Below are 21,128 nucleotides of genomic sequence, written 5' to 3'. Positions count from 1 at the left end.
TCGCAGTCGCGTCCGACTTGGCTGATGAGGACAATCGATGCCACTGTTCCTGGCTCCTCTCCTTTGGGTCACCTCCGCTGGCGCCGCATTGGCAGGATCTGCGATGGGCTATCGAGCGCATGCCGTATGGTCCGACGCTGGGCGCATTTGCACGGCGGCCGATGAAGAATTGGAGCAGGCGCGAGCAGAGACTGCGGGCCAGCTGGAGAGGACGAACCGGGCTCTCGCCGGCCTTGATGAGTTGCGGCAGCGGGTGGTTGCGGTCGAGCTGGGGCGTGGCCTTCGCGTATTCGCCGCCGTTCTTGGCGTGAAGCGCGGAGCCGGTCCATCCTCGGCCGGAACCGCCGAGTATACCGACCTATCGGTCGAAGACGTGAGAAGCGGAGTTTCAGTCTTGGATGCCGCGAAGGGTGGTGGTCTGGCCCTGGTTGGCGGCGCTGCAGGCGCATTCGGGGCGTTTGGCTTGGCTGGTGTAGTTGGAACGGCCTCGACCGGAACTGCCATCGCGAGCCTCTCGGGAGCTGCAGCGACAAACGCCAGCCTCGCTTATCTGGGGGGCGGAGCCCTGAGCGCCGGGGGCGCGGGTATGACTGGTGGCATGGTCGCGCTTGGCGGTGCCTTCGCGGGTCCTGCGATCGCCGCAGCAGGGTGGGCTGCTTGGGCAGCGGCGGAGAAGGACCGTTCGGCGGCCGAGGCGTACTCCCTCAAGGTCGCCCGAGCGGTTAGCTCCTTGCTGGCGGCCGTAGACGACCTTCGCGTTGTCGAGCAGCGGGCCGCCGAAGTCGCCGCCACAACTGCAGCGGCGGCTGCCGCCGTTGCTCTTTTAACGGATCGGGTGGCTGAACATCTCACCAGCCACGGTTGGAGGGAAGATGGAGAAGTCTTTGTTGCCTTCAAAGACATGCTGCCTGAGCAGCAGAACGACATCGCTCTTCTGGGGATGTCGTTGAAGGGCCTCTCCGCGCTGCTCGCAATCAACGTTGTTGAAGAGGCGGAGAGTCTTCGCCGATCAGGTCGGCGGAGTGAGAACAATGACGCGCATTCGGGAGAGAGCACATGAGCGCGAGAAGCGGAAAAGAGGTCCGACCCACTGCCGGAGTAGGAATGGCCGGCCTCGCCGTTGAGGCGCTCAGCGTCGTAGTGAAGCAGGTAGTTGAGTACCGGCGCATCGTCGCGGATGAGCGTGTGAGGCAGGAGCAGATCAGGGCACAGCGTGATGTGGTTCTCGCACAGCTCGCAATGCGCCGGGAAATCCTTCTCAACGCGGCAGACAAGGTGTTTGGGGAACGTCGCGAGGTTCTGGCCGCGATGTTTGCCAACCTTGAGGACGCGGTGCAGGCCGGCAATGCTGAATTGACGGGGCAGCTCCTCGGCACCATCGTCACCTTCGCGAAGCAATCTCCGCTGGGCGAAGTTCAGGCATTAGCGCGTGATATGGCGTCTGAAGGTTATACCCTCGATCTGTCCTGATGCTTTTCAGGCAAGCAGGTGCGTAAGCCGACGCTCGATCCCTACATCGTTCGCGCCAAGATGTCGCTGACCTGCTGAGCGGCCCATCGTCCACCGCGTGAGCTACGAACACCTCGTGCATTGAGCACCTCCGCCACACCACGAAGGCTCGTGACACCGCTCGCCTGCACTTGACGTATGATAGGGACGACGTTCTCTGCGAAGCGCCGTGCCTCCTCGGCCGTGCGGGCTGCTCCGAGCCGCTGAGCCTCAGCGAGGTTCGTCCGGTTCCCGAGTACCGCTCCCTGGCGCTTCCGCGCGGCGAGAGCCGCACGCGTGCGCTCCGAGATCATCCGACGCTCCTTCTCCGCGAGGGCGGCGTAGATGTGGAGCATAAAGGGATCCACGTCGGGCCCAAGCTCCGCGACCATGAAGGGCACACGCTGCACCATCAGCCCGGCGATGAAGTGGACGTCACGCGAGAGGCGGTCGAGCTTGGCGACGAGGACCGGACAGCGAAGGCGCCGTGCCGCGGCGAGGGCGGCCGCCAGCTGAGGCCGCCGATCGAGGGCGTCGGACCCCTTGCCCGTCTCCACCTCGGTGAACTCCTCGACCAATTCCATCCCATTGCCGGCCGCGAAGGTGGCGCAGCGCTCTAGCTGGGCATCCAGTCCTAGACCGGAGCGGCCCTGGCGCTCGGTCGAGACGCGGAAGTAGGCGACAGCGGGGCTCATCAGGTCAGAGTGTCAGAAGGCTAAACACTCGTATGGTCTTTTAACAGTGATACCCAGCAATGCCGAATCTAAAGTCCTCCGTGTCCCGGCATGTAGGCTTGGCAGGTCTGCTCGGCTGCGCCAGAGCGTCCGAAAGCAGCGAAGGAGCCGTGCAGCACCACGACCGAGGATTGAACGTTGGGACGGAGATCGGATTTCACAGATCGGGATCGCTCCCGTACACTGCGAGGCTGGAAGGATCTGGAGCGTGACCGAGCCTCTTCGCAAAACCAGAAGGGACGGAACGTCCTACACCCGCCCGCCTGAGATCGAGAGGGCTCTCGCGGCCGTCCTGTCCCTGTCCAGGGACGAGATCGCGGAGTGCCTTCAAATTAATAGCAATACGGATCCGCGATACCTTGCGTCGGAATGTATTGTGCATCTCGTCCGGCAGACCCGGCACGATGATGATCCCCTGTATGCCGAAAGGCTCTTTAAGGCCCTGATCCGGCGTGTGGAGCGGACCCTCCCCCGACCGGAACATGCCTTACTGGGGGGTGGCCAGGGTCAATCCGCCCGCGCGCTGGACATCCAGGCAGGGGTGGTGAGCCGGTTCGTTGACCTGCTCTGCGCGGATCGGGAGTCCTACGACACCCGGCTCGACATGTTCGAGGTCCGCTTCAATTTTGCCCTCGCCAAGCTCCGTTCGACGGTGCGGAGAACCGTTGATCGCCAAAATCGCGGACATGAACCGCTCTCGTATGACGACGAGACGGGCGAACCCTCCCGGGAGGTGGGAGAGGCGATCGAACGCTACAGGCCCTCGCTCTTCGAAAAACTCGAAGAAGAAGATTACCGGCGGCGTGTTCTGGCGGTGATTGACACCCTATCCGAGAAGGAAAGGAACGTCATGATGCTCCTCATGAAGGGCATTGACATCGACTCGATGGATCTGAACAAGCCCACCATCGCCAGGATGCTCGGCTGTACCGAGAAGACCGTGCGGAACAGACGAGATACCGCCGTGAAGAAGATTGCTGAGATTTTAGAACTATCGCCTGTGCCATGACCCGGAACACGGATGAGGAAGTTCTACTGGAGTTCGCCGTCGAGCCACGGCACGATGCTGATGTGCTGAACCGGTACATTCAGGCCTACCCCCATCTTCAAGATGAACTCCTGAGCGTGCTCCACGAGATCGAGCTGCAGAAGACGCTTGGTCCGGGAAACGTCGAAGTGGTCGAGGAGGACGTCGTCGCGGCGGCGTGGACACGCTTCTCGAAGTGCACCCCGGCCCGACCGCAGGCCGCCACCGGCTCTGCTCTGGATGCTAAGCTTCGTGGCACTGGCCTTCGTGCCGTAGCCCGCGCAGCAGGCATCCCGCGCGTCATCATGCTAGCCGTTCAGGAGCGGTGCATCCTGGCAGCCTCCTATCCGGCGGTGTTCCTCCAGCGTCTCGCGACAGCAGCAGGCGTGGGTCTGGACGAGGTCCGCGCCTTCGTGGCCCTGCCTCCGATCATCTCGGGGAAGCCGGCCTTCAGCGCCGAGGGAAAACCGGGGGTCGATCTCCAGAAACCGTTCGAAGCGGTCGTCCTGGAGTCTGGCCTGACCGAAGATGAGCGGGCTAACCTGCTCGGTAACACGGGATGATATGGATAGCCTTGAAGCCGCGCGTCAGGCCGCCGCTGCCCTCCATGCCGAGGTCGTCGCGAAGCTCCCCGCCGGCTGGGGACCGTACGATCTGGCGGTAGCGGCGGCACGGCACCGTGATGACACGCAGGTCAACAAGGTCGCCCCTGGGAGTGCCATCCTCCACAGGGGCAGGGCGAGGTATCGAGCCGACATCGGGGTGATCGCCCACGAGGACACGGGCGACGAGTTCGAGAACGCGCTCCTCGTCGCTCACGAGGTCGGCCACCTCGAACTGGAAGGCCGAACCAATTCGGACCCTGTCTCGGATGTGGATTCGCTCGCGTCCGTCGAGCGCTCCCCGGGAGGAGTGGAGGCCCTGACCGATTACAGCCGTCGGGAGCGCCGCGAGGTTCGGATGAATCTCTTCGCGCGGGAACTCCTCCTGCCTCGGCCGGTCGCCCGGGAGCTGCATCTTGACCCAGGGCTGACCGCATCGGCCATCGCGGCGAGGTATCGTGTTCCTTTCGCGGTGGCCGCCGCGCAGCTCCTCGACGGACTACTCCTTCCTCCGGCTGGGCCAGCCTCACCCCCTCGACCCGAACGCCCCCTCAACCCCGAACAAGCCGAGGCGGCGGCGCACCGGGGTGTCCCTTACCTGCTCGAGGCGGGGCCGGGAACCGGCAAAACACAGACGTTGGTCAGCCGCGTCGCGAGCCTCGCGCGCGCCGGCGTGGACCCGGCCGAGATCCTGGTCCTCACCTTCTCGAACAAAGCGGCCGCCGAACTGCGGGAACGGATCGCCGGTATCTGCCCCGAGGCTTCCACAGGGACATGGGTCGGTACATTCCACTCCTTCGGCCTGGACGTAATCCGACGCTTCAACGACCGCCTGGGTCTCCCCGCCGACCCGCGTCTCCTGGATCGGGTGGAGGCCGTGGAACTGCTTGAGGAGGGGTTCGCCAGACTCGACCTCAAGCACTTCCGGAATCTCTGGGATCCTGCCGAGAACATCAAGGAGATCCTCGACGCGATCTCTCGGGCGAACGACGAGGTCGTGGATGCGGCGCGATATGCCGAACTGGCGACGGCCATGAGCGAGCGCGCCGCCACTACCGAAGAGGTAGTCGCGGCCGAACGCTGCCTGGACATCGCGACCGTCTTCCGAGCGTACGAGGTCCTGAAGGCGAAGCGCGGCTGCCTCGACTTCGGTGACCTGGTAGCGCGCCCTGTGCGTCTCCTCGAAACCGACGCGGAGGTCCGGGCTGCCCTCCGGGACCGGCACCGCCACGTGCTCGTGGATGAGTTCCAGGACGTCAACCGGGCGAGCGTTCGTCTCCTCCAGGGCTTGACGGGCGAGGGGGAAAATCTGTGGGCGGTGGGCGACGTCCGGCAGTCGATCTATCGCTTCCGCGGAGCGTCGTCCTTCAACGTCGCCCGCTTCGGGGCAGGAGACTTCCCGACCGGCGTTCGGGGCCGCTTGCGGGTGAACTACCGTTCTACCCCGGAAGTCGTCGCCGGCTTTGTCAGGTTCGCCGCGGCCGGCATGAAGGCGGCCCCTGATGGCGAGGTGGTCTTCGACGCCCATCGCCCGGCATGCGGCATCCAGCCAGAGTACCGGCCGGGTGGCGAGACGGACGAGGAGCCGTTCGTCGTTGCCGCGGCTGTCGCGGAGATGCACGAGGCCGGCTTCAGCTACCGCGACCAAGCGGTTCTGTGCATGAGCAATGACAAGGTGGCGAAGGTGGCCGCCGCCCTGGAGGCACGGGGCATTCCCAGCCTCTATCTCGGCAACCTGTTCGAGCGGCCCGAGGTGAAGAGCCTGCTGGCCATGGTCTCACTCCTGGTAGATCGGCGTGCCGCCGGCCTCATCCGAATCGCGGCGATGCCGGACTTCGAGATGACCCTCTCCGACGTCTTGGCGGTCACCCGTCCGCTTCGAGATGACGGGACACCTCCACTCGGCTGGACATCCCGGCTCATGGGCTTCGCTGACCTGTCAGCCGACGGTCTGGTGACCATGAACCGGATCGCGGCAGCCTGCGGTGGCGCAGGGCCGGATACGGATCCATGGACGTTCCTCGCAGGGATCCTGTTCGACCACTCCAGGATCGCTGCCGACATCGCCCGCTCGCCCACGGTCACCAAGCGCCTTCAGGGCATCGCAATTTGGCAGTTCATGAACTTCGCGCGGGTTCAGCCGCGTGCCGCCGGCCTTCCCGTGAAGCGCTTCCTCGACCGGGTGCGTAAACTCCTCCTTCTGGCTGAGGATCGGCACCTGCGCCAACTGCCGGATGCCGCCCAGGGGATGGATGCGGTCCGCCTCATGACGATCCACGGGGCCAAGGGGCTGGAATTCCCGGTGGTCCACCTTCCCGGGCTGACGGCCGACACGATCCCGAAGGACTTCCGAGCCGGTAGGTGTCTGCCGCCCGACGGCATGATCGAGGGAGCCACCGGCTCCGGCCTGCAAGCCATGGCGGACGGCCACGCCGAGGAGCAGGAATGTCTCTTCTTCGTCGCATTGTCCCGCCCGAAGGACCGGCTACTCCTCTACTCCCCGACCCAAAAGAAGGGGGGCGTGGCCCGGAACCGGTCGCCGTTCCTCGACAGGATGGGGGATGCCGTGAACGCCCGGTCGGACGTCCCTACCGTCTCGATGCCGGAGGTGACGGGCGACATGCTCCTCCCAGCAGGGGTAACGACGCCCACCAGCCTGACCGTCGGGCAGCTCGGGCTCTATGAGCGTTGCCCCCGTCGGTTCATGTATACGGCGATTCTGGACATCGGTGGCCGGCAGGTGGAGGCAGCCTTCCAGCGGATGCACGCTGCCGTCGAGCAGGTCGTGAACTGGATGACCTCGGACCACGAGTTGACGCCATCGGCCGCGGAGGTCGATGCTCGCCTCGACCAGGCTTGGTTGACCCATGGGCCGCACGAACATGGCTACTCTACGGACTATCTGCGGGTCGGCAGGGCCCTGCTGAGCTTTTTCCAGCGCACACGCCAAGGCCGGATCCGGTTGCCCGCCCGGGAGATGCGCTTCGCGGTTGAAGGGGGCGAGGTCGTCATCCGCGCGGAGGAGATTATCGGTGGCGGCGTGGGAGGCGGCTTGGTTCGGCGGGTCCGCACGGGCCATGGTACGAAGGCCGAGTCGAACAGCCTCGTGACCGCAGCCTTCCGCCTCGCGGCAGGCCAGCACCTACCGGGTTGCTCGGTGGAGTTGGTTCACCTAGCGGACGAGACGCTCACGCCGGTCACGATGACGGACAAGGTTCTGGGCAACCGCAAGGCGAAGCTGGACGAGGCGTTCGCCTCCATGAAGCGAGGAGAGTTCCCGCGCCGGGTAACCGACACCTGCCCCCGGTGTCCGGCCTACTTCATATGCGGCCCCCTGCCGGCAGAGGCGACCTGAAAAAAGTTGGCGGGACGTTACCGGTTGTCCATCCGACCGGCGATTGACCCTTCAGACCCCGACGACGGTTCGCCGCGGGTCCGGAGAAATCACTCGAATGGATGCTTTCGCTGGCCAAGCCCCGCACGGCAACACCACCTTCAACATCAAGGTCGCCGACGAGACCTTGAACTACCGCCCGGCGACACTGACGGATCCGATGCCCCTCGGCCGCCAGATCCTCCAGGTTACTGGCGCAACGCCGGTCGAGGAGTTTAGCCTCTTCGCGATCCTGCCCAGCGGCGACTTCGAGGACCTGCGGCTCGACGAGCCGTTCGACCTGCGCGGCCGCGGCGCGGAGCACTTCGTCTACTTTCGCACCGACCGCGACTTCAAGTTCACGATCGACAATAAGCAACTGGTCTGGGGGAAACCCATTATCAGCGGCGCGGTCCTCCGCGGGCTGGCTAACTTCCAGCCCGGCTACGACCTCTACCTGGAAGTTCGCGGTGGCCAGGACATCAAGGTCGAGAATCGCGACATCATCGACCTCAATAAGCCGGGGATCGAGCGGTTCATTACCGTGATCGCCGCCACGACGGAGGGCCTCACGGCCCTCCCGACGGCGGACCGCACCTTCCTCGAGGGCAACGGGATCGCGTACGAGATCGTCCATGACGGGGTGATGGCGGGCGTTGTTCTGAAGGCCTTCCCGCTCCCGCAGGGGATGTTCGACTATGAGACAGCGGACATCCTGATCCAGCTCCCCGCCGGATACCCGGACGCCTGCCCCGATATGTTCTTTGCCTCCCCCCGGCTCCGGTTCCAGGACGGGCGGATGCCGATGAACACGGAGGTGGATCAGGTCTTCGCCGGCCGCACCTGGCAGCGCTGGTCCCGCCACTCCCAGGAGTGGCGGGCGGGGGTGGATGGCCTGCGGACGATGGTCGCTCGCGTGCGCCGCGCGCTGGAGGCTGGGCGCTGATGTCCCAGGCTTTCGACCTGACGATCCTGGAGCCGCACTGGTCGCGGCTCCACGGGCTGCTGGATACCGGCGGGGCCGAGGCGTCCGCCTACGCTCTGCTCGGTCGCGCGACCATCGGCGCGGACCCCTGGACGGGGTCGCCGCGGACCCGCCTCGTCTCGCATGAGATCCACCCGATCGCCGATGCGGAGAAGATCAGCGCGTCCCCCGTCCACGTGACCTGGGCGACGGGCGGCTTCATGCGGCTGCTCTCGGAGGCGATGTGCGCGGACCTTGTCCCCGCTCTGATCCACACCCATCCCGGCAGTTCTGCCTTCTTTTCCAAGCAGGACAACGCCAACGAGGCCGAGCTGGCGCGCACCGCCGGCATCAAGGGTGTGCGCGGCCTGGTGAGCATCGTGCTCGGTGGTGACGGCTCCGTCTGCGCGAGGATCTGGCTCCCCGACGGCACGCGGGTGGACATGGCCCATATCCAGGTGGTCGGGGGACGGCTGCGCCGTTGGGGAGGTCCGACGGCGGGCGACGGGGCCATCGAACATCTTGATCGGCAGGCCCGGCTCTTCGGATCGGGTTTCAACCCTCTCGTGCGGTCGCTCCAGGTCGGGGTGATCGGTTGCGGCGGTACTGGCAGCCCCGTCGCGATGATGCTCGCCCGGTTGGGGGTTGGCCACCTCCTCCTTGTGGACGATGACACAGTGGAGGTGACGAACCTGAACCGGGTCCACGGCTCCCGCCGATCGGATGTCGGGGTGCCAAAGGTGGACGTCCTGGAGCGGGAGATCGTCGCCGCCGACCTTGGCGTGCGGGTCGCGAAGTGGAAGGGTTGGGCGAACGATTCCGGGGCGAGAGACGCCCTGCGATCGTGCGACGTGATCCTGGGCTGCACGGACGATAATGCCGGTCGGGTGCTGATCAACCGCCTAGCCTATTTCTATGGGATTCCCGTGATCGATGTCGGCCTGCGCATGCGGGCGCGTTCAGTGGACGCGAGCTTCGACATCCACGGCCGCGTGACGACACTGGTCCCAGGCCGCCCCTGCCTCATCTGCGGCGGCTTCATCAACCCGCGCCGCGCAGCCGAGGAGGCGCTGGAGCGCACGGACCCGGCGGAGTTCAAGCGGCGGAAGGCGGAGGCCTACGTTGAGGGTGGGGGTGATCCGGCCCCTGCGGTGGTTACCTTTACCACCGAGATGGCCGCGGTCGCGGTAAACGAAGTCCTCGCTCTGCTCACCGGGTTCCACGGCGACGGGGGTATGGTTCCGACGCGGTATCGGCGCTTCCATCTCCGGGATGACCGTTTCCTCGGGGTCGCTTCGAAGCCCGGGTGCCCCGTGTGCGAGACAGAGTGGTCCTGGGGGCGTGGTGACATCCAGCCCTTCCTCGATCTGGTCGGGTGACGGCCATGTGGAGGACAATTGCCAAGGGTCTTCGCTGGATCGGCCTGCTTCGGTTCGACCTGCTAGCGAGGACGCAGCCGACCTACCCGGAGGATCGTGCGCTCATCCCCGGCGAGGTAATCGTGGTGGAGGACGCGGGTGTCCAGAAATGGGCGTGCCTGCGGTGCCCCGGTGGATGCGGCTTGCCGATAGCTCTCTCCCTCAACGCGGCTCGTCGCCCACGTTGGAAGATCGTCCTGGACCGATGGTCACGGCCGACTATGGAACCGTCCGTGCACCAGACGAAGGCGTGTGGTTGCCACTTCTGGATCAAGGGCGGGCGGGTTGAGTGGTGCCGTGATGGAAAGCCGCACGACCGTTTGGCCTCCTGACAGCTCTCAACATCCCTTCCCCTCCGTCCACTCCGAGCTATATGGACTAAGTCTAGTCCGGTCGGAGGGAACATGGAGACGGTGAACATCCACGCTGCCAAGACGCAACTCTCGCGGCTGGTCGATGCCGCCGCTGCCGGGCAGGAGGTCGTCATTGCCCGGGCCGGCCGACCGGTTGCTCGGCTCGTGCCGCTCGCCAGCCCAGTGACCAAGCCGCGCCGCGTGCTCGGCGCCCTGGCTGCCCGCCCGCGCGTGCCGGCCGACTTTGACGCTCCCCTGCCCGACGCGGTGCTCGACACCTTTGAGGGGCGCTGAGGCGACGATGCGTCTGCTGCTCGACACCCACATCCTGCTCTGGGCGCTGATTGAACCCGACCGGCTCGGTGTCGAAGCGAGGGCGGTGATCGAGGATCCGGACAACGAGGTGCTATTCAGCGCTGCCAGTATTTGGGAGGTGGCCATCAAGGCCGGCCTCGGCCGCCCCGACTTCGCCTTCGACCCGCACGAGGTGGCCCGCGGCGCGGCGGAGGCGGGCTTCACCGAGCTGCCGGTGCGCGCAGACGCCGCAGCCCGGGTGGCGGCGCTGCCCCCGCATCACCGTGACCCATTCGATCGCCTGCTGGTGGCGCAGGCTATGGCCGGGCCGCTGCGCCTGCTCACCGCCGACCCCCTGTTGCCGCCCTACTCCGAGCTGGTCACCCTCCTCCGATAACGAACATTGAAAGGGGCAAATCGAGGGGGCGGATGGAGGCCGGCGCCGCCGACGGCGTGACCGCCGGGCGCGCGGAGCATTGCTCGGCTTGCCGATGAGCGATGCCGTTCGGATGCGACACCTTTGCTTACGCGCAGAGCGGTGGAGAGCCACGTGGTGTAGTTCAACAACCCGTTGTTGTCGGGTTGCTGCTTTCTTGGACGTTTCCTTCCTAAACTCGGGGGTGCCCTCGGGTGCTGCCTTCTTTTTGTCGGCAGGGCGCAAACGCGCCCCCGTCTGTGGAACGACCGTCAGGCCTTCCGGCACACCCCCACCTTCCCGTTATGATCCCGTGATGACAGACGAGAACCCTCCTTCTGGAGAGGCCCCTGCCCCGCGTCGCCTGCCGTGGGAGCTGCACCCCTCGCTCACGGAGGAGCGGCTCACGGCCGCGGCTCGCCTCCTGGCGCGGGGTCGGGCGGACGCGATCGCCTCGGCCGATTACTGGGCTGGGGACGACGCATGGTCGATCGGCTGTCGAGCTTACGCCTTCTCCAAGCACCAGCTGGCGCGGGCGGCCGAGAGTGGCCGCTACGCCTGGTTCGGCGTGCTCGACGAGACCCACCATTTCGTCTTCCTCATCGACGGTGTGCCGGTGCGCTTCTACCGGGGCGACGCCGAGGATCCCTCCAAGCGGACCCTGCGCCAGCAGGAGAGCGAGGCCGAGCAGCTCGCGCTGGCGCTCGGGAGCGACCATGCGGAGGGGATGATGTTCCGCTTCGCAGTGGAAACGGCGCCGGACGGCGCGGTGAAGCGCTTCGTCTTCCTGGTACTGCGCGGTGAGGCCGGGCGGGTGGAGTGCTTCTGGCCTGTGCCGCTGGCCGACGGTCCCGGAGAGGGCCGAAACAGCGGTAGCTTCCTGCAGTTGCCTCTCAGCGCAGGCGGGAAGCAGGCGGTAGCCTCGGCGCCCCGCTTCGCGAGGCCAGGGGCTTTCCTGCCGCTGCGCGCGGCGCTGCTGCGATCGCAGGGCCGGGACGAAGAACAGGGGTAAAGCAGAACCAAGTCGGTGCAAATGTGCACAAATGCACTTCCGCACCTCGGCCTTGTCGGACTATCGGCGGCCGCCTTCAGCCTTGATCTGGAGAACCGTGGGAACCGGTAGCTCGCGAACCAACGCGCTCGTGAGTCGCTCGTCCCCAATCGGACAGCGGAAAAGCTCGAAGAAGAAGCGATAGGGTGTCCAGCTGCACTCCTCGGAGAGGACGAGGTTGGACGAGCCCTTAATCCGGCTAGCCGAGCCGCAACGCATCGCGCCCCGCGCGTAGTCGAAGACCCAGGAAGCGGGTGTCACCTGCAGCATCTTGCCGCACTGATTAACCAGTTCCCGATGGTCCTTGGCTGACATGGACGCGCCAAGCTCGACCCGCTTTGATTGGATCAGAACGCCTTTCGAATAGCGGTGCTCCGGTGTGTTGAAGGCGACATGGATCAGCATATCGGCACCGATCTGCTTCTCTTCAGCCGCTTGGCCCTTGCGGTGCCGCAGGATTGAGGTTGACCAGGTTAGCCCGCCAATCTGGCCCTCGAGCTCGGTGTCGAGACTACCGACGAGAACGCCCGTCAGATCGTCCTCGTCGGTCACCAGGCCACGGCCATACTTCGTCATGGCGCGATCGACGGCCTGGCTGGCACGATGCGCCGCCTCGCGAACCGCTTCATCAAAATGCGACGCCACTTATCCCTGCCCTTCTGGCCGTTACCTCGGCGATGTCGATGTGGAAGTAGCCGATCGGGTAGCGCTTGAACTTCGAGCGCTTTGGCTTGTCGCCCTCGGTATCCGGCAGGCAGCTGATGCCGTGACGCTGGAGACAGCGATGCAGGCTGGAGCGGGTGAGGTGCAGAAGCGTGGGCTGGAGAGCGTAGAGGCAGTCGTCCAGCGGTAGCAGCGTGTGACGGCGGAAGGCCACAATGACGGCTTCATCCTCGACCGACAGGACCGTCGATCGGGGCTCCTGAGGGCCGGTGCGCCGGTCAGAAACGGAGGTCCGCTTCCTCCACATGGCCACTGTCTTGGGGTTGATCCCGTAGTGCCGGGCCAGCCCCCTCAGGCTCTCTTGACTATGCTGTATCGCTCGATGGACCGCCGCAGTCGCAGTAGCGCTCCCATGCTGAACCTGCCCCATAGCGCGTCCCTCCACGCATGCTGGAAGACTGCACCATCAAACCCTGAGATCAAACAGAGCCACCGCCTCACCCACGGGACCCGAGAGCACGGCCAGCGCCTCGGGTGGAAGGGCCTCCCCCACCAGGCGCCGCACGGCCGGAGAGAGCGGCCGTGGACCTGCTCCGTCGGGCAGCGTCACCGCGCCGCCCTCCCCTGCGGATCGCCCGAACGGCGCATCTTGGCTGGCCTCCACGCCCCGTTCGCGCCCCCCCGCCCCTGAGCTCCCCTGCCCCGTCGAGACTGTCCGGCGGGCGCCCCCGCACCTGTCTCTCCGGCCCCCTCCAATGTGCCAGGGCGGGTACCCTCGTGGCAATCTGCCCGTCCCTCTCCCTTAGGCACGATAATAGAGTTTTATCGTGCCTAAGTGCCGGGACAGAGAGGTTGGTCAGGTCCGTAATCGCTGGGCTCTCGGGTCGGCAGCGTGGAACGGACGGGGCCCGCGCCTGCTCAGCCAAGTCCGGCGCCTACCCGCCTGACTGCTGCAGCATTCGGGCCGCGATATCTGCCGTTAGAAGGTCGGGCGCAGCCCCGGAGGCCACTTCATCTCCTGAATGGCCACATGTGCTGCCTGCCTGGGCACCCCTAAACGGCGCAGTCTGACCGGAAAGCGGCTTGGGTAAGCGTCAGCCCATTCTTCCAATTACCCACATCGTCGATGGGCCGCTTGCGTTGAGTGACCCGCTCGTGATTCGTTTCCATGCACCGCGTTGGCTTCGGACGAGGTGCTGGTATGTCGGACGGCGCTGGTGCTCCGGCGGCCGCTGGTTTGTCATGGGTTGATGGCGAGCTGCCGTCCAATGGTCTAGGTGACGAGCGTCTGGTGGGGCGATTGCGGCTGCTGCTACGGCAGCTGAGCAATGCTATCGGGCGACCACTTCCGCTCGCCTGTCAGGACTGGGCGGGCACCAAGGCCGCCTACCGCTTCTTCTCGAATGAGCGCTTCGGCGAGGATGCTGTCCTGTCGGGTCACCTTGCTGCCACCGCTGCCCGCTGTGCCGCAACGGACGGCCCGATCCTGGTCGTCCAGTATACCACTGCGTTCGCCTACAAGTGGGCCAAGCCAGGTACGTTCGGCGCGATCGGCCGGGCCCCCACCGGCCGTGACCGCCAGGGCAGGCTGCGCCTGCACACGCAATGCGGGGTCCTCATGCATGCCAGTCTTGTCGTGACGCCGGAGGGGCTGCCGCTGGGCCTGGCGGCGGCCAAGTTCTGGACCCGCTCCCAGTTCAAGGGGGCGAACGCACTCAAGCGGCACGTCAACCCGACGCGCGTGCCCATCGAGGAGAAGGAGAGCATTCGCTGGCTGGCCGGACTGGAGGCGGCGATCAGCCTGCTCGGCACGCCCGGCCGGCTGGTCCATGTCGGCGACCACGAGAGTGACATCTACGAGTTCTTCTGCGCGGCCCACGACCTCGGCACCCACTTCCTCGTCCGCACCTGCGTCGATCGCCTGGCGCTCGACGGCAAGACGACCGTCGGCGCGGTGATGGCCGGGGCGGCGTCCCGCGGCACACACCGCGTCGAGGTGACAGCGGAAGACGGCACGGTCAGCACCGCCGAGTTGGAGTTGCGGTTCGCCCGCGTGCGGGTGCTGCCGCCGACCAGCAAGCAAAAGCGCTATCCTGCGCTCGACCTTTCCATCCTCCACGCTCGCGAACCGGTCGAGCCGGTGGGCCGAGCCCGCATCGACTGGAAGCTCGCCACCGATCTCGCCATCAACTCCACCGAGGAGGCAGTGGAGAAACTGTGCTGGTATGCGTGCCGCTGGAAGATAGAGCTGTTCCACAAAATCCTGGGTGAACGCCAAGCTCCGCCAGGTTTGGCGCCTACCCGCCTGACCGCCGCCACACTCGGGCCGGGGCATCTGTCGTCAGCGAGGACAGGATACCGCCCTGACAGCCATTCCCCGCTCCTGAATGGCCACACGGGCTACCTGCGCACGCGCTAAACGGCGTATCTGGCCGAAAGCAGCCCGGCAACTGTCGGAGCTTGCCCAAGTGGAAGCGGACATCAACCCCTGTAGGTCGCGCGATGCGGATCTCGCGCGGCAGCAGTCCTTCCACAGCCGTACGAGATCGGGGATCTCAAGCTGGGGGTCAGGCCAGGGTTGCCGTCGCCCAGCGCGGTGCGTTGTCGGGGGTAAAGAGGATGCTTGCCCGAAGGCCGGCGGGTTCGAAGCGGAGCTCAACTCTGCTGCCAGAACCGAGGTCGCGCGCGAGCCCGCGTTCGAGCAGCCGCGTGCCGAAGCCGCGCCTATTAGCTGGTCGAACCACTGCAGGGCCACCCAACTCTGTCCAGTGGATTTCAACAGATCCGCTCGGCCCGGTGGCACAGTCTATGCTGACACGACCCGCAGGGCTGGAGAGCGCACCATACTTCGTCGCGTTCGTCGCGAGCTCATGGAAGGCAAGCACGAGCGACTGGGCCTGCCGCGGTGAAACGGCGGTCGCCCGCGCAGCGCCAGAGATGGCGAGCTGAACCGCGCGCGTTGTCTCAAGCCAGGGCGCGAGGGCCGCGCGCAGTGTCGTCTCGACCCCGGCGGGCTCCCACTGTCGGGAGGTGAGCATGTCGTGTGCCCGGGCAAGCGTGCGAAGCCTCTCTCCGAAGTGCTTCGCGAACCGCTGCGGATCCCCCCCTGTGCCCTTCAATGTCGCGGAGGCCATGCCCTGAACGGTCGCGAGGATGTTCTTCACGCGGTGGTTCAGCTCCAGGAGCATCAGTTCCTGGCGCCACTCCGACCTGGCCCGTTCGGCCGCCGCCCAGGCCCGTTCGGCTACGCCGCGGACGAAGGCCGCCTCCTCCTCGGTCCAGTGCCGCGGGGTCGCCGAATGGACATAGAGCACCGCCGTGACCCGGCCCCCGTCGCGAGAGGGCGCATGCAGCGCCGCACGGACGCCCATCGTCACGAAGTTCTCCGCCCTGTCCCCAATCTGGGGGTCATTCAACACGTCACCCGTGGTGACCACCTCTCCCCGGCGCAGCGCGGCGACGAACCCGGTCCAGTAGTCCTGAAGATGGAAGCGCCCGGTCAGGTTCGGGAGCGCGGCGCCGGCCCAGTCGCGCTCAATCGTAATGGTCTCCACTGCCTCGTCCACGGCGCCGTAGCCGGCCCGGTCAGCCCCGAGCGTACGACCAACGATCTCCGCCGCGGTAAAGGCGATCCCGACCGGGTCGTGCAGTGCCTGCAGCCGGTCCCCGAGCTCGACGAGGGCGGAGAGGCGCTCCGCCGCCCGCTTCTGGGCGTCGGTGTCCTGGACTAGCAGCACGGCGCCGGCCACCTCGTCTCCCTCTTTCTCGCGCACGGGCACCGCGGCGATCCTCGTCCAGTGCCCCTGCCCACCGTCGGGCCGATGGAGGAACTCGATACCGGGGGTGACTGCCTCGCCTCGGAGGGCGCAGGCCACTGCGTAATTCTCTCCCCCGACTTGGCTCCCGTCCGGGCCATGCGCGATCCAGCTTGCGTGCAGGCCAGGATCCACCGACGGTACGACGTCGCCCACGAAGCGGCGCAGCGCGCGGTTGCTGAGGATGACCCGGCCGGTCCGGTCGGTGATCCCGACCCCGACCGGGAGATGCTCGAGGACGGCCGCGAGGCGAGCTCGACCGGCCTCGGCGCGGGCTCGCTCCGCTTCAACCTGGCGCAGAAGGGCTTGCCTATCCGCCGCGGCGCTGCGCTCCGCCGTGACGTCTCGAACAAGAGCGGTGATATAGCGTGGCCGCCCGACCGCATCCCGGGCGAGCGAGACGTGGTTCTGGACCCAGACATCGGAGCCATCCGGGCGAAGGTAGCGCTTCTCCAGCGCGAAGGACTCGCCGGTCTCGAGCATGTGGCGGATGAGTTCCTGGTTCCACGGCCGATCCTCGGGATGGGTTAGGTCAATCATCCGCAGCCCAATGAGCTCGTCGCGGCTTCGGCAGAGGATCTCGCATTGGCGGTCGTTGACGAGCACGAACCGGCCGGAAAGGTCGACTTGGCCGATCCCGATGCCGGAATGAGCTACAACCGCCTCGAGCTGCTCGCGGAGTTCACGCAGCTCCGTCTCTCTCGCCCGCAGTGCTCCGTTCGCCTGCTCGAGCGAGGTGTTCGCTGCTTCGGCCACAGCGAGGGCCTTGCGGGCGCCCGAAAGGTTGCTCGTTCCGGCAGATCCACTCGATCCCGCCCCGTTCTCCGTGGGGGAGAAATCGTCCATCTCCTCGCCCGCGTCAGCCCCCATCTTGGCTCAGCCGACGGGCCCGGCCCGGAAGTTCACCAGGGATGTCACGCCGGTTTCTCTGATTAGCACTGGGCGCTTGTCGAGGGCGGGCCTTCGCGGATGGGCTTGCGGTATTCCTTTCACGCTCCAGCAGCCGCAGCCCCGCCCGGAACACCTCGCTTGCAGTCTGATAGCGCCCCGAGGCGACCTGGACCGCGACGAAGCGGTCGACCTCGGGAGTGACCGAAATGCAAATGGACCTGCGGGTAGGCATGCACCCTTTTGAACGAGAGAACGATAAAAAGGAAGCAGACCTGCACCGAGTTGTCATATAGCCCCGCCTTGGCTCGGGCGGCCCGCTGGAGTTGCAGATCCAACCGGGCCTACGACTGCGCCGTCGTAACCGGCACCAAAGCGACGGCCTCGGGCGCTTAGCACCCTTGGCCGGGTCTGGCCGGAAGCAGACTGGCTGCTTTGGGCACTCAAAGGGCCGAAGCTGACACACCCGGCAGCCAAGCTCAGCGGCTGCTGTCGCCCAGGGGAGACAGGAGATCACCTCTCCGGAGGTTGGCGGATGCGAGCAGGGCTGTGCCTGTTCCGAAAGCGCAGGCAGTGTCGGCAGTCCTGGATGGCAGCCAGACGAGCCGCTCGGCGTTGGTGACAATCGGCGAGGTGCCTCACAGGCCCTTGAGGTGTCACCTCCCACCACAGTGGAGGGGCCGCAGCAAGGGGACCTGGGATGCCTGATTTCGCGAGGATGATGGAAAGGCAGCAGGTGCTCGCGAACTTCGGCGAGTTCGCCCTGCGGTCCCAGGACCTCGACCAGATCCTCAGCGAAGCTTGCCGTTTGGTGGGTGAGGCGCTCGGAGCCGGGCGCGCCAAGATCCTGGAAGTTCATCACGCTGAGCGGCAGTTGCTCGTCAGGGCAGGCGTCGGCTGGAACCCGGGGATCGTGGGCAACCTGCGCCTGCCCATGGAGGAGCACTCTTCCGAGACCTTCGCGATCGAGGCCGGCGAGCCGGTGATCACGCAGGACATCAGCAAGGAGGACCGCTTCAACGTCCCGCCCTTCATGAAGGAGGCCGGGGTGGCCGCCCTGGTAAACGTGCCAATCTTCCTGCCCGGCGGGCGGACTTACGGCCTTCTGCAGGTGGACGACACCCGGCCCCGCGACTTCGGCGAGCACGAGATCCAGTTCCTGCGCACCTACGCCAGCATCCTGGGCCCGGTGATCGACCGGCTGCTCATGGCCCGCTCCCTCCACTCCAGCGAGGAGCGGTTTCGCCATACCGTGGAGGCGGCCCTCGACTACGCCATCTTCCTCTCCGACCCGCAGGACCGGATCACCGACTGGCTGCCCGGAGCGCAGGCCGTCTTCGGCTGGACGGCGGAGGAAGCAGTTGGACAGCCGAGCGCGATCGTCTTCACCCCAGAGAACCGGGAGAGGTGCCAGGACCAGCGAGAAATCGAAACCGCCCTCAAGGAGGGCGTCGCGCCGAATGTCGGCTGGCACATCCGCAAGGATGGCAGCCGCGTCTTCATCGAGGGGTCAACGCGGGCTCTTCGTGACCCGGACGGCACCCTGCATGGCTTCCTCAAGATCGGCCAGGACGTCACGGAGCGCCGCAGGGCCGAGGAGCAGCTACGCGAGAACGCTGCCCGGCTGGAGGTGCTGGTCGCCGAGGTGCAGCATCGTAGCCGCAACCTCCTCGGCGTGATTGCCTCCATGGCTGCGAAGACCCTGGGAGAGGACGGTGCCGCCGCAGCCTACCAGGCCCGGCTGCAGGCCCTCAGCCGGGCGCAGGGCCTGCTCAGCGAGTTCGGCAGTGATACGGCCGAGGTCGGGGCGCTGGTCCGGGGGGAGTTGGAGGCCCACACGGAGGTCCGTCCGCCCAAGGTGGCGGTCTCCGGCCCCCGGGTGCACCTCACGGTCCGGCAGGTGCAGAACTTCTCTCTGGCTGTGCACGAGCTGACCACCAATGCTGTGAAGCATGGTGCCCTGCGGGACGGCACGGGGCAGCTCTCCGTCACCTGGACGGTGGTGCGGGACGAGACGGGCCAGCGGCTTCTGTCACTGGACTGGACCGAGAGCGGCGTCGACCTGCAGCCCGACAGGATCACCCGGCGCGGCTACGGCCGGCAGCTGATCGAGAAGGCGCTTTCCTATGCGCTCCACGCCAGGACCGAATTCGTGCTGGGGGAGGATGGCGTCCGGTGCCGCATTCAGCTTCCTCTGGAGTAAACCAGGCTCTGGCGCTCGCCCGAGTACGCCGCCATGCCCATCCCCCCACTCCTGCAGCCTGAGGTCTGATGTCCGAAGTCCCTGGGCCCCTGGTCGGCCGCCGTATCCTCCTCGTCGAGGACGAGTACTTGATTGCGGAGCTGATGGAGGAATGGCTTCGCTGGGCAGGCATCGAGGTTATCGGACCGGTGCCCAGCGTGGAGAAGGCCCTTGAGCTCATCGATGGAGAGGCGGAGGCGCTGGACGGGGCCGTTCTGGACGTGAACCTGGGCCGTGGCGAGACAGCCTACCCGATTACGGACAGGCTGGCGGAACTCGGAGTGCCGTACCTGTTCGTGACCGGGGACGTGCGGATCATCGATCATCCCGCGCACCAGAGACGCCCGCGCCTCAACAAACCGATCTCGCCGGCGGAGCTGTACAGGGCCGTCGAGAGCCTGCTGGCCAGCCGCTCGCCCCCTGCCCGATGAGACCGAGTACTGGGCAGGGAAGTCGGCAGAAGCTCCCCCGCGGTATTCCCTGCCCACCGTCAACGCCCTGGAAGTCTGCTGATCGCGCGGCCCGCGAGCCAGGGCTGGGGGCGCATTGTCCGCTTCTGAGCACGCGGTAGCGGCTGGCCGATGACCGCTGTGGGCGCACAGCCGCCGATAGTGCGGCCCCGGTAACTCTTCAGATTGTGGCACACGCCCCTGCCTTACCCATTAGGCACGCTGTTGCAGAATTATCGTGCGTAAGTGACCGGCCAGGGAGCTGGTTGAGCCTGGTCGGAATGGATCGCGCGGTCATTCGTCGTCAGGCGGTCTCCTGCACGGTCCAGGCCCGTGCCAGGGTGCCAGAAGACTGATGGTGTCGACATCAAGAAGCGGCTCACCCTCGGTAAGATGCAGCACCGGATTGCTGCCTGCCCCCAAGCGTCAGCGAAGGCAGAGATGATCCTCGTTTTTTGCGGTGTTCCCCTTGCGGTTTGTGGAGCCAGAGCCATTTCGCGCCGCCATATTCGCGACGAAACTGAAACGGGATCTCTGGATGCCCCGCTATTTCTTCCATGTCATCAACGGAGAACCGTCCGCCGATGGTGAGGGATACGACTTGCCCGACGATGCTGCCGCGCGGGTCGAGGCTGTGCGGATGGCAGGAGAGATTCTGAAGGGCCGACCTTTGGCTCTCCTAAATGTGGGCGGCCTGGTCCTCGATGTACGGGATGAGCAGGGCGCGTGTCGGTTCGTCCTCGATGTGAGGGCGATGGAGGGTATTCCCTTGGAGGCAGTGGAAGCAGTTTAGGCTTCCGCGGCAGGCTCGCCGGGGGCGGTGGTCGCGTGCTGCCGTCCGCACACAAGCCGATGGCGAGCAGTGTAGATCCCCAAGGTTTTGTTACCGGCAGGTTACAGGTTGTGGGAGGCGAAACGGGAGGGCCGCGTTTTAGGGTGCCGCCGCCTCACTGCAAGGGAAACTGCGGCCGATGCCCCGCTACTTCTTCAACGTCTGGGATGGAACATCACCACCAGACATCGAGGGCGAGGAGCTAGCCGACGATCGGGCTGCGCGCCTGGAAGCGGTTCGAATGGCAGGGGACATGCTGCGGGACGAGCCGTCCAAGCTAATCCAAGAGGGCGGCTGGATTCTAGAGGTTACAGACGAGCGGGGGGCGTGCCGCTTCGCTCTCGATTTCCGCGCGGTCGAGGGTATTACCTTGGCTCCCGTTGGCGCTGAGAGCTACGCTGTTGCCGCCGGAGTGAATCTGACCCGGTCGCCGGTTGGAATCTGACCCAGGTCTAGGGTGCCCCGTCGTGGTGATGGGGGGCCGGATGGTCGGAGAGGAACTGGCGTTGGAGATCCGGGT

Annotated in this window: 21 protein-coding genes and 1 pseudogene; 16 read left to right on the top strand and 6 right to left on the bottom strand. The window is 66.1% G+C overall.

All coding sequences use genetic code 11. The features are described from left to right. Positions 1–37: 37 nt before the first annotated feature. Positions 38–1,060, top strand: a complete 1,023-nt coding sequence (locus tag J8J14_RS21135; protein WP_209381540.1) for a hypothetical protein — start codon at positions 38–40, stop codon at positions 1,058–1,060. Positions 1,061–1,104: 44 nt separating this feature from the next. Continuing rightward, positions 1,105–1,470, top strand: a complete 366-nt coding sequence (locus J8J14_RS21130) for a hypothetical protein (RefSeq protein ID WP_209381539.1) — start codon at positions 1,105–1,107, stop codon at positions 1,468–1,470. Positions 1,471–1,511: 41 nt separating this feature from the next. On the opposite strand, the gene J8J14_RS21125 is transcribed toward J8J14_RS21130, so the two are convergent. Continuing rightward, complete coding sequence (locus tag J8J14_RS21125; RefSeq protein ID WP_209381538.1) at positions 1,512–2,183, bottom strand: recombinase family protein; 672 nt, start codon at positions 2,181–2,183, stop codon at positions 1,512–1,514. A 247-nt stretch (positions 2,184–2,430) separates the two neighbouring features. On the opposite strand from J8J14_RS21125, the gene J8J14_RS21120 reads away from it, so the two are divergent. The 9 genes from J8J14_RS21120 (at position 2,431) to J8J14_RS21085 (ending at position 11,680) form a co-directional block, all read left to right on the top strand. After that, positions 2,431–3,231 carry an RNA polymerase sigma factor gene (locus tag J8J14_RS21120; RefSeq protein ID WP_209381537.1) on the top strand — a complete coding sequence of 267 codons (801 nt, stop codon included), beginning with the start codon at positions 2,431–2,433 and terminating at the stop codon, positions 3,229–3,231. Continuing rightward, complete coding sequence (locus tag J8J14_RS21115) at positions 3,228–3,812, top strand: hypothetical protein (protein WP_209381536.1); 585 nt, start codon at positions 3,228–3,230, stop codon at positions 3,810–3,812. The genes J8J14_RS21120 and J8J14_RS21115 overlap by 4 nt, the downstream gene beginning before the upstream one ends. 1 nt (position 3,813) lies before the next feature. Beyond that, entirely contained in the window at positions 3,814–7,206 is a 3,393-nt protein-coding gene (locus J8J14_RS21110) for an ATP-dependent helicase (protein ID WP_209381535.1), read from the top strand. A 97-nt stretch (positions 7,207–7,303) separates the two neighbouring features. Further along, on the top strand, positions 7,304–8,170 hold the full coding sequence (locus J8J14_RS21105; protein ID WP_209381534.1) for a multiubiquitin domain-containing protein: 867 nt from the start codon (positions 7,304–7,306) through the stop codon (positions 8,168–8,170). After that, positions 8,170–9,567 (top strand): ThiF family adenylyltransferase, encoded by a 1,398-nt coding sequence (locus tag J8J14_RS21100; RefSeq protein ID WP_245216042.1) that lies wholly within the window; start codon positions 8,170–8,172, stop codon positions 9,565–9,567. Before J8J14_RS21105 ends, J8J14_RS21100 begins: the two co-directional genes overlap by 1 nt. 5 nt (positions 9,568–9,572) lie before the next feature. Beyond that, entirely contained in the window at positions 9,573–9,938 is a 366-nt protein-coding gene (locus J8J14_RS25780; RefSeq protein ID WP_408896452.1) for a DUF6527 family protein, read from the top strand. Between the two features lie 72 nt (positions 9,939–10,010). Continuing rightward, positions 10,011–10,253, top strand: coding sequence for a type II toxin-antitoxin system Phd/YefM family antitoxin (locus J8J14_RS21095; RefSeq protein WP_209381533.1), 243 nt, complete (start codon positions 10,011–10,013; stop codon positions 10,251–10,253). Positions 10,254–10,260: 7 nt separating this feature from the next. Then, the gene (locus J8J14_RS21090; protein WP_209381532.1) at positions 10,261–10,650 is read left to right on the top strand and encodes a type II toxin-antitoxin system VapC family toxin; all 390 of its coding nucleotides are present in this window, start codon (positions 10,261–10,263) and stop codon (positions 10,648–10,650) included. 334 nt (positions 10,651–10,984) lie between these two features. Further along, positions 10,985–11,680, top strand: coding sequence for a hypothetical protein (locus J8J14_RS21085; RefSeq protein WP_209381531.1), 696 nt, complete (start codon positions 10,985–10,987; stop codon positions 11,678–11,680). A 60-nt stretch (positions 11,681–11,740) separates the two neighbouring features. Here the strand turns inward: J8J14_RS21085 and J8J14_RS21080 are convergent, their stop codons facing one another. The 3 genes and pseudogenes from J8J14_RS21080 to J8J14_RS21070 all read right to left on the bottom strand — a co-directional run bounded on the left by J8J14_RS21080 (position 11,741) and on the right by J8J14_RS21070 (position 12,992). Beyond that, entirely contained in the window at positions 11,741–12,364 is a 624-nt protein-coding gene (locus J8J14_RS21080) for a hypothetical protein (protein ID WP_209381530.1), read from the bottom strand. A 22-nt stretch (positions 12,365–12,386) separates the two neighbouring features. Then, positions 12,387–12,812, bottom strand: a pseudogene (locus tag J8J14_RS21075) (IS481 family transposase); the annotation flags it as partial. Between the two features lie 36 nt (positions 12,813–12,848). Further along, positions 12,849–12,992: a hypothetical protein gene (locus J8J14_RS21070; protein ID WP_209381529.1), complete on the bottom strand. Its 144-nt coding sequence runs from the start codon at positions 12,990–12,992 to the stop codon at positions 12,849–12,851. A gap of 591 nt (positions 12,993–13,583) precedes the next feature. On the opposite strand from J8J14_RS21070, the gene J8J14_RS21065 reads away from it, so the two are divergent. After that, positions 13,584–14,801: an IS4 family transposase gene (locus J8J14_RS21065; protein ID WP_209381528.1), complete on the top strand. Its 1,218-nt coding sequence runs from the start codon at positions 13,584–13,586 to the stop codon at positions 14,799–14,801. Positions 14,802–14,949: 148 nt separating this feature from the next. Here the strand turns inward: J8J14_RS21065 and J8J14_RS21060 are convergent, their stop codons facing one another. Together J8J14_RS21060 and J8J14_RS21055 are read right to left on the bottom strand one after the other, a co-directional pair. Beyond that, positions 14,950–17,043 (bottom strand): PAS domain-containing sensor histidine kinase, encoded by a 2,094-nt coding sequence (locus J8J14_RS21060; RefSeq protein WP_209381527.1) that lies wholly within the window; start codon positions 17,041–17,043, stop codon positions 14,950–14,952. A gap of 13 nt (positions 17,044–17,056) precedes the next feature. Beyond that, positions 17,057–17,320 carry a type II toxin-antitoxin system ParD family antitoxin gene (locus J8J14_RS21055; RefSeq protein WP_209381526.1) on the bottom strand — a complete coding sequence of 88 codons (264 nt, stop codon included), beginning with the start codon at positions 17,318–17,320 and terminating at the stop codon, positions 17,057–17,059. 465 nt (positions 17,321–17,785) lie between these two features. On the opposite strand from J8J14_RS21055, the gene J8J14_RS21050 reads away from it, so the two are divergent. The 4 genes from J8J14_RS21050 to J8J14_RS21035 all read left to right on the top strand — a co-directional run bounded on the left by J8J14_RS21050 (position 17,786) and on the right by J8J14_RS21035 (position 21,053). Continuing rightward, on the top strand, positions 17,786–19,288 hold the full coding sequence (locus J8J14_RS21050; RefSeq protein WP_209381525.1) for a sensor histidine kinase: 1,503 nt from the start codon (positions 17,786–17,788) through the stop codon (positions 19,286–19,288). 68 nt (positions 19,289–19,356) lie between these two features. After that, entirely contained in the window at positions 19,357–19,758 is a 402-nt protein-coding gene (locus J8J14_RS21045) for a response regulator (protein ID WP_209381524.1), read from the top strand. 556 nt (positions 19,759–20,314) lie between these two features. Next, positions 20,315–20,569, top strand: coding sequence for a DUF6894 family protein (locus J8J14_RS21040; RefSeq protein WP_209381523.1), 255 nt, complete (start codon positions 20,315–20,317; stop codon positions 20,567–20,569). A 178-nt stretch (positions 20,570–20,747) separates the two neighbouring features. Next, complete coding sequence (locus J8J14_RS21035; protein ID WP_209381522.1) at positions 20,748–21,053, top strand: DUF6894 family protein; 306 nt, start codon at positions 20,748–20,750, stop codon at positions 21,051–21,053. Positions 21,054–21,128 lie beyond the last annotated feature (75 nt).

This window comes from Pararoseomonas baculiformis (assembly GCF_017813395.1).
Taxonomy (GTDB): domain Bacteria; phylum Pseudomonadota; class Alphaproteobacteria; order Acetobacterales; family Acetobacteraceae; genus Roseomonas; species Roseomonas baculiformis.
The sequence above is the reverse complement of the archived record's forward strand: the minus strand, read 5'-3'. Positions and strand labels throughout refer to the sequence as shown.

Coding starts and splice junctions, on each gene's coding strand:
- J8J14_RS21110 (WP_209381535.1), top strand. CDS start 3,814: ATGGATAGCCTTGAAGCCGCGCGTCAGGCCGCCGCTGCCCTCCATGCC.
- J8J14_RS21055 (WP_209381526.1), bottom strand. CDS start 17,320: ATGCCTACCCGCAGGTCCATTTGCATTTCGGTCACTCCCGAGGTCGAC.
- J8J14_RS21105 (WP_209381534.1), top strand. CDS start 7,304: ATGGATGCTTTCGCTGGCCAAGCCCCGCACGGCAACACCACCTTCAAC.
- J8J14_RS21050 (WP_209381525.1), top strand. CDS start 17,786: ATGCCTGATTTCGCGAGGATGATGGAAAGGCAGCAGGTGCTCGCGAAC.
- J8J14_RS21085 (WP_209381531.1), top strand. CDS start 10,985: ATGACAGACGAGAACCCTCCTTCTGGAGAGGCCCCTGCCCCGCGTCGC.
- J8J14_RS21060 (WP_209381527.1), bottom strand. CDS start 17,043: ATGGACGATTTCTCCCCCACGGAGAACGGGGCGGGATCGAGTGGATCT.
- J8J14_RS21095 (WP_209381533.1), top strand. CDS start 10,011: ATGGAGACGGTGAACATCCACGCTGCCAAGACGCAACTCTCGCGGCTG.
- J8J14_RS21130 (WP_209381539.1), top strand. CDS start 1,105: ATGGCCGGCCTCGCCGTTGAGGCGCTCAGCGTCGTAGTGAAGCAGGTA.
- J8J14_RS21135 (WP_209381540.1), top strand. CDS start 38: ATGCCACTGTTCCTGGCTCCTCTCCTTTGGGTCACCTCCGCTGGCGCC.
- J8J14_RS21115 (WP_209381536.1), top strand. CDS start 3,228: ATGACCCGGAACACGGATGAGGAAGTTCTACTGGAGTTCGCCGTCGAG.
- J8J14_RS21100 (WP_245216042.1), top strand. CDS start 8,170: ATGTCCCAGGCTTTCGACCTGACGATCCTGGAGCCGCACTGGTCGCGG.
- J8J14_RS21040 (WP_209381523.1), top strand. CDS start 20,315: ATGCCCCGCTATTTCTTCCATGTCATCAACGGAGAACCGTCCGCCGAT.
- J8J14_RS21125 (WP_209381538.1), bottom strand. CDS start 2,183: ATGAGCCCCGCTGTCGCCTACTTCCGCGTCTCGACCGAGCGCCAGGGC.
- J8J14_RS21065 (WP_209381528.1), top strand. CDS start 13,584: ATGTCGGACGGCGCTGGTGCTCCGGCGGCCGCTGGTTTGTCATGGGTT.
- J8J14_RS21045 (WP_209381524.1), top strand. CDS start 19,357: ATGTCCGAAGTCCCTGGGCCCCTGGTCGGCCGCCGTATCCTCCTCGTC.
- J8J14_RS21035 (WP_209381522.1), top strand. CDS start 20,748: ATGCCCCGCTACTTCTTCAACGTCTGGGATGGAACATCACCACCAGAC.
- J8J14_RS25780 (WP_408896452.1), top strand. CDS start 9,573: ATGTGGAGGACAATTGCCAAGGGTCTTCGCTGGATCGGCCTGCTTCGG.
- J8J14_RS21090 (WP_209381532.1), top strand. CDS start 10,261: ATGCGTCTGCTGCTCGACACCCACATCCTGCTCTGGGCGCTGATTGAA.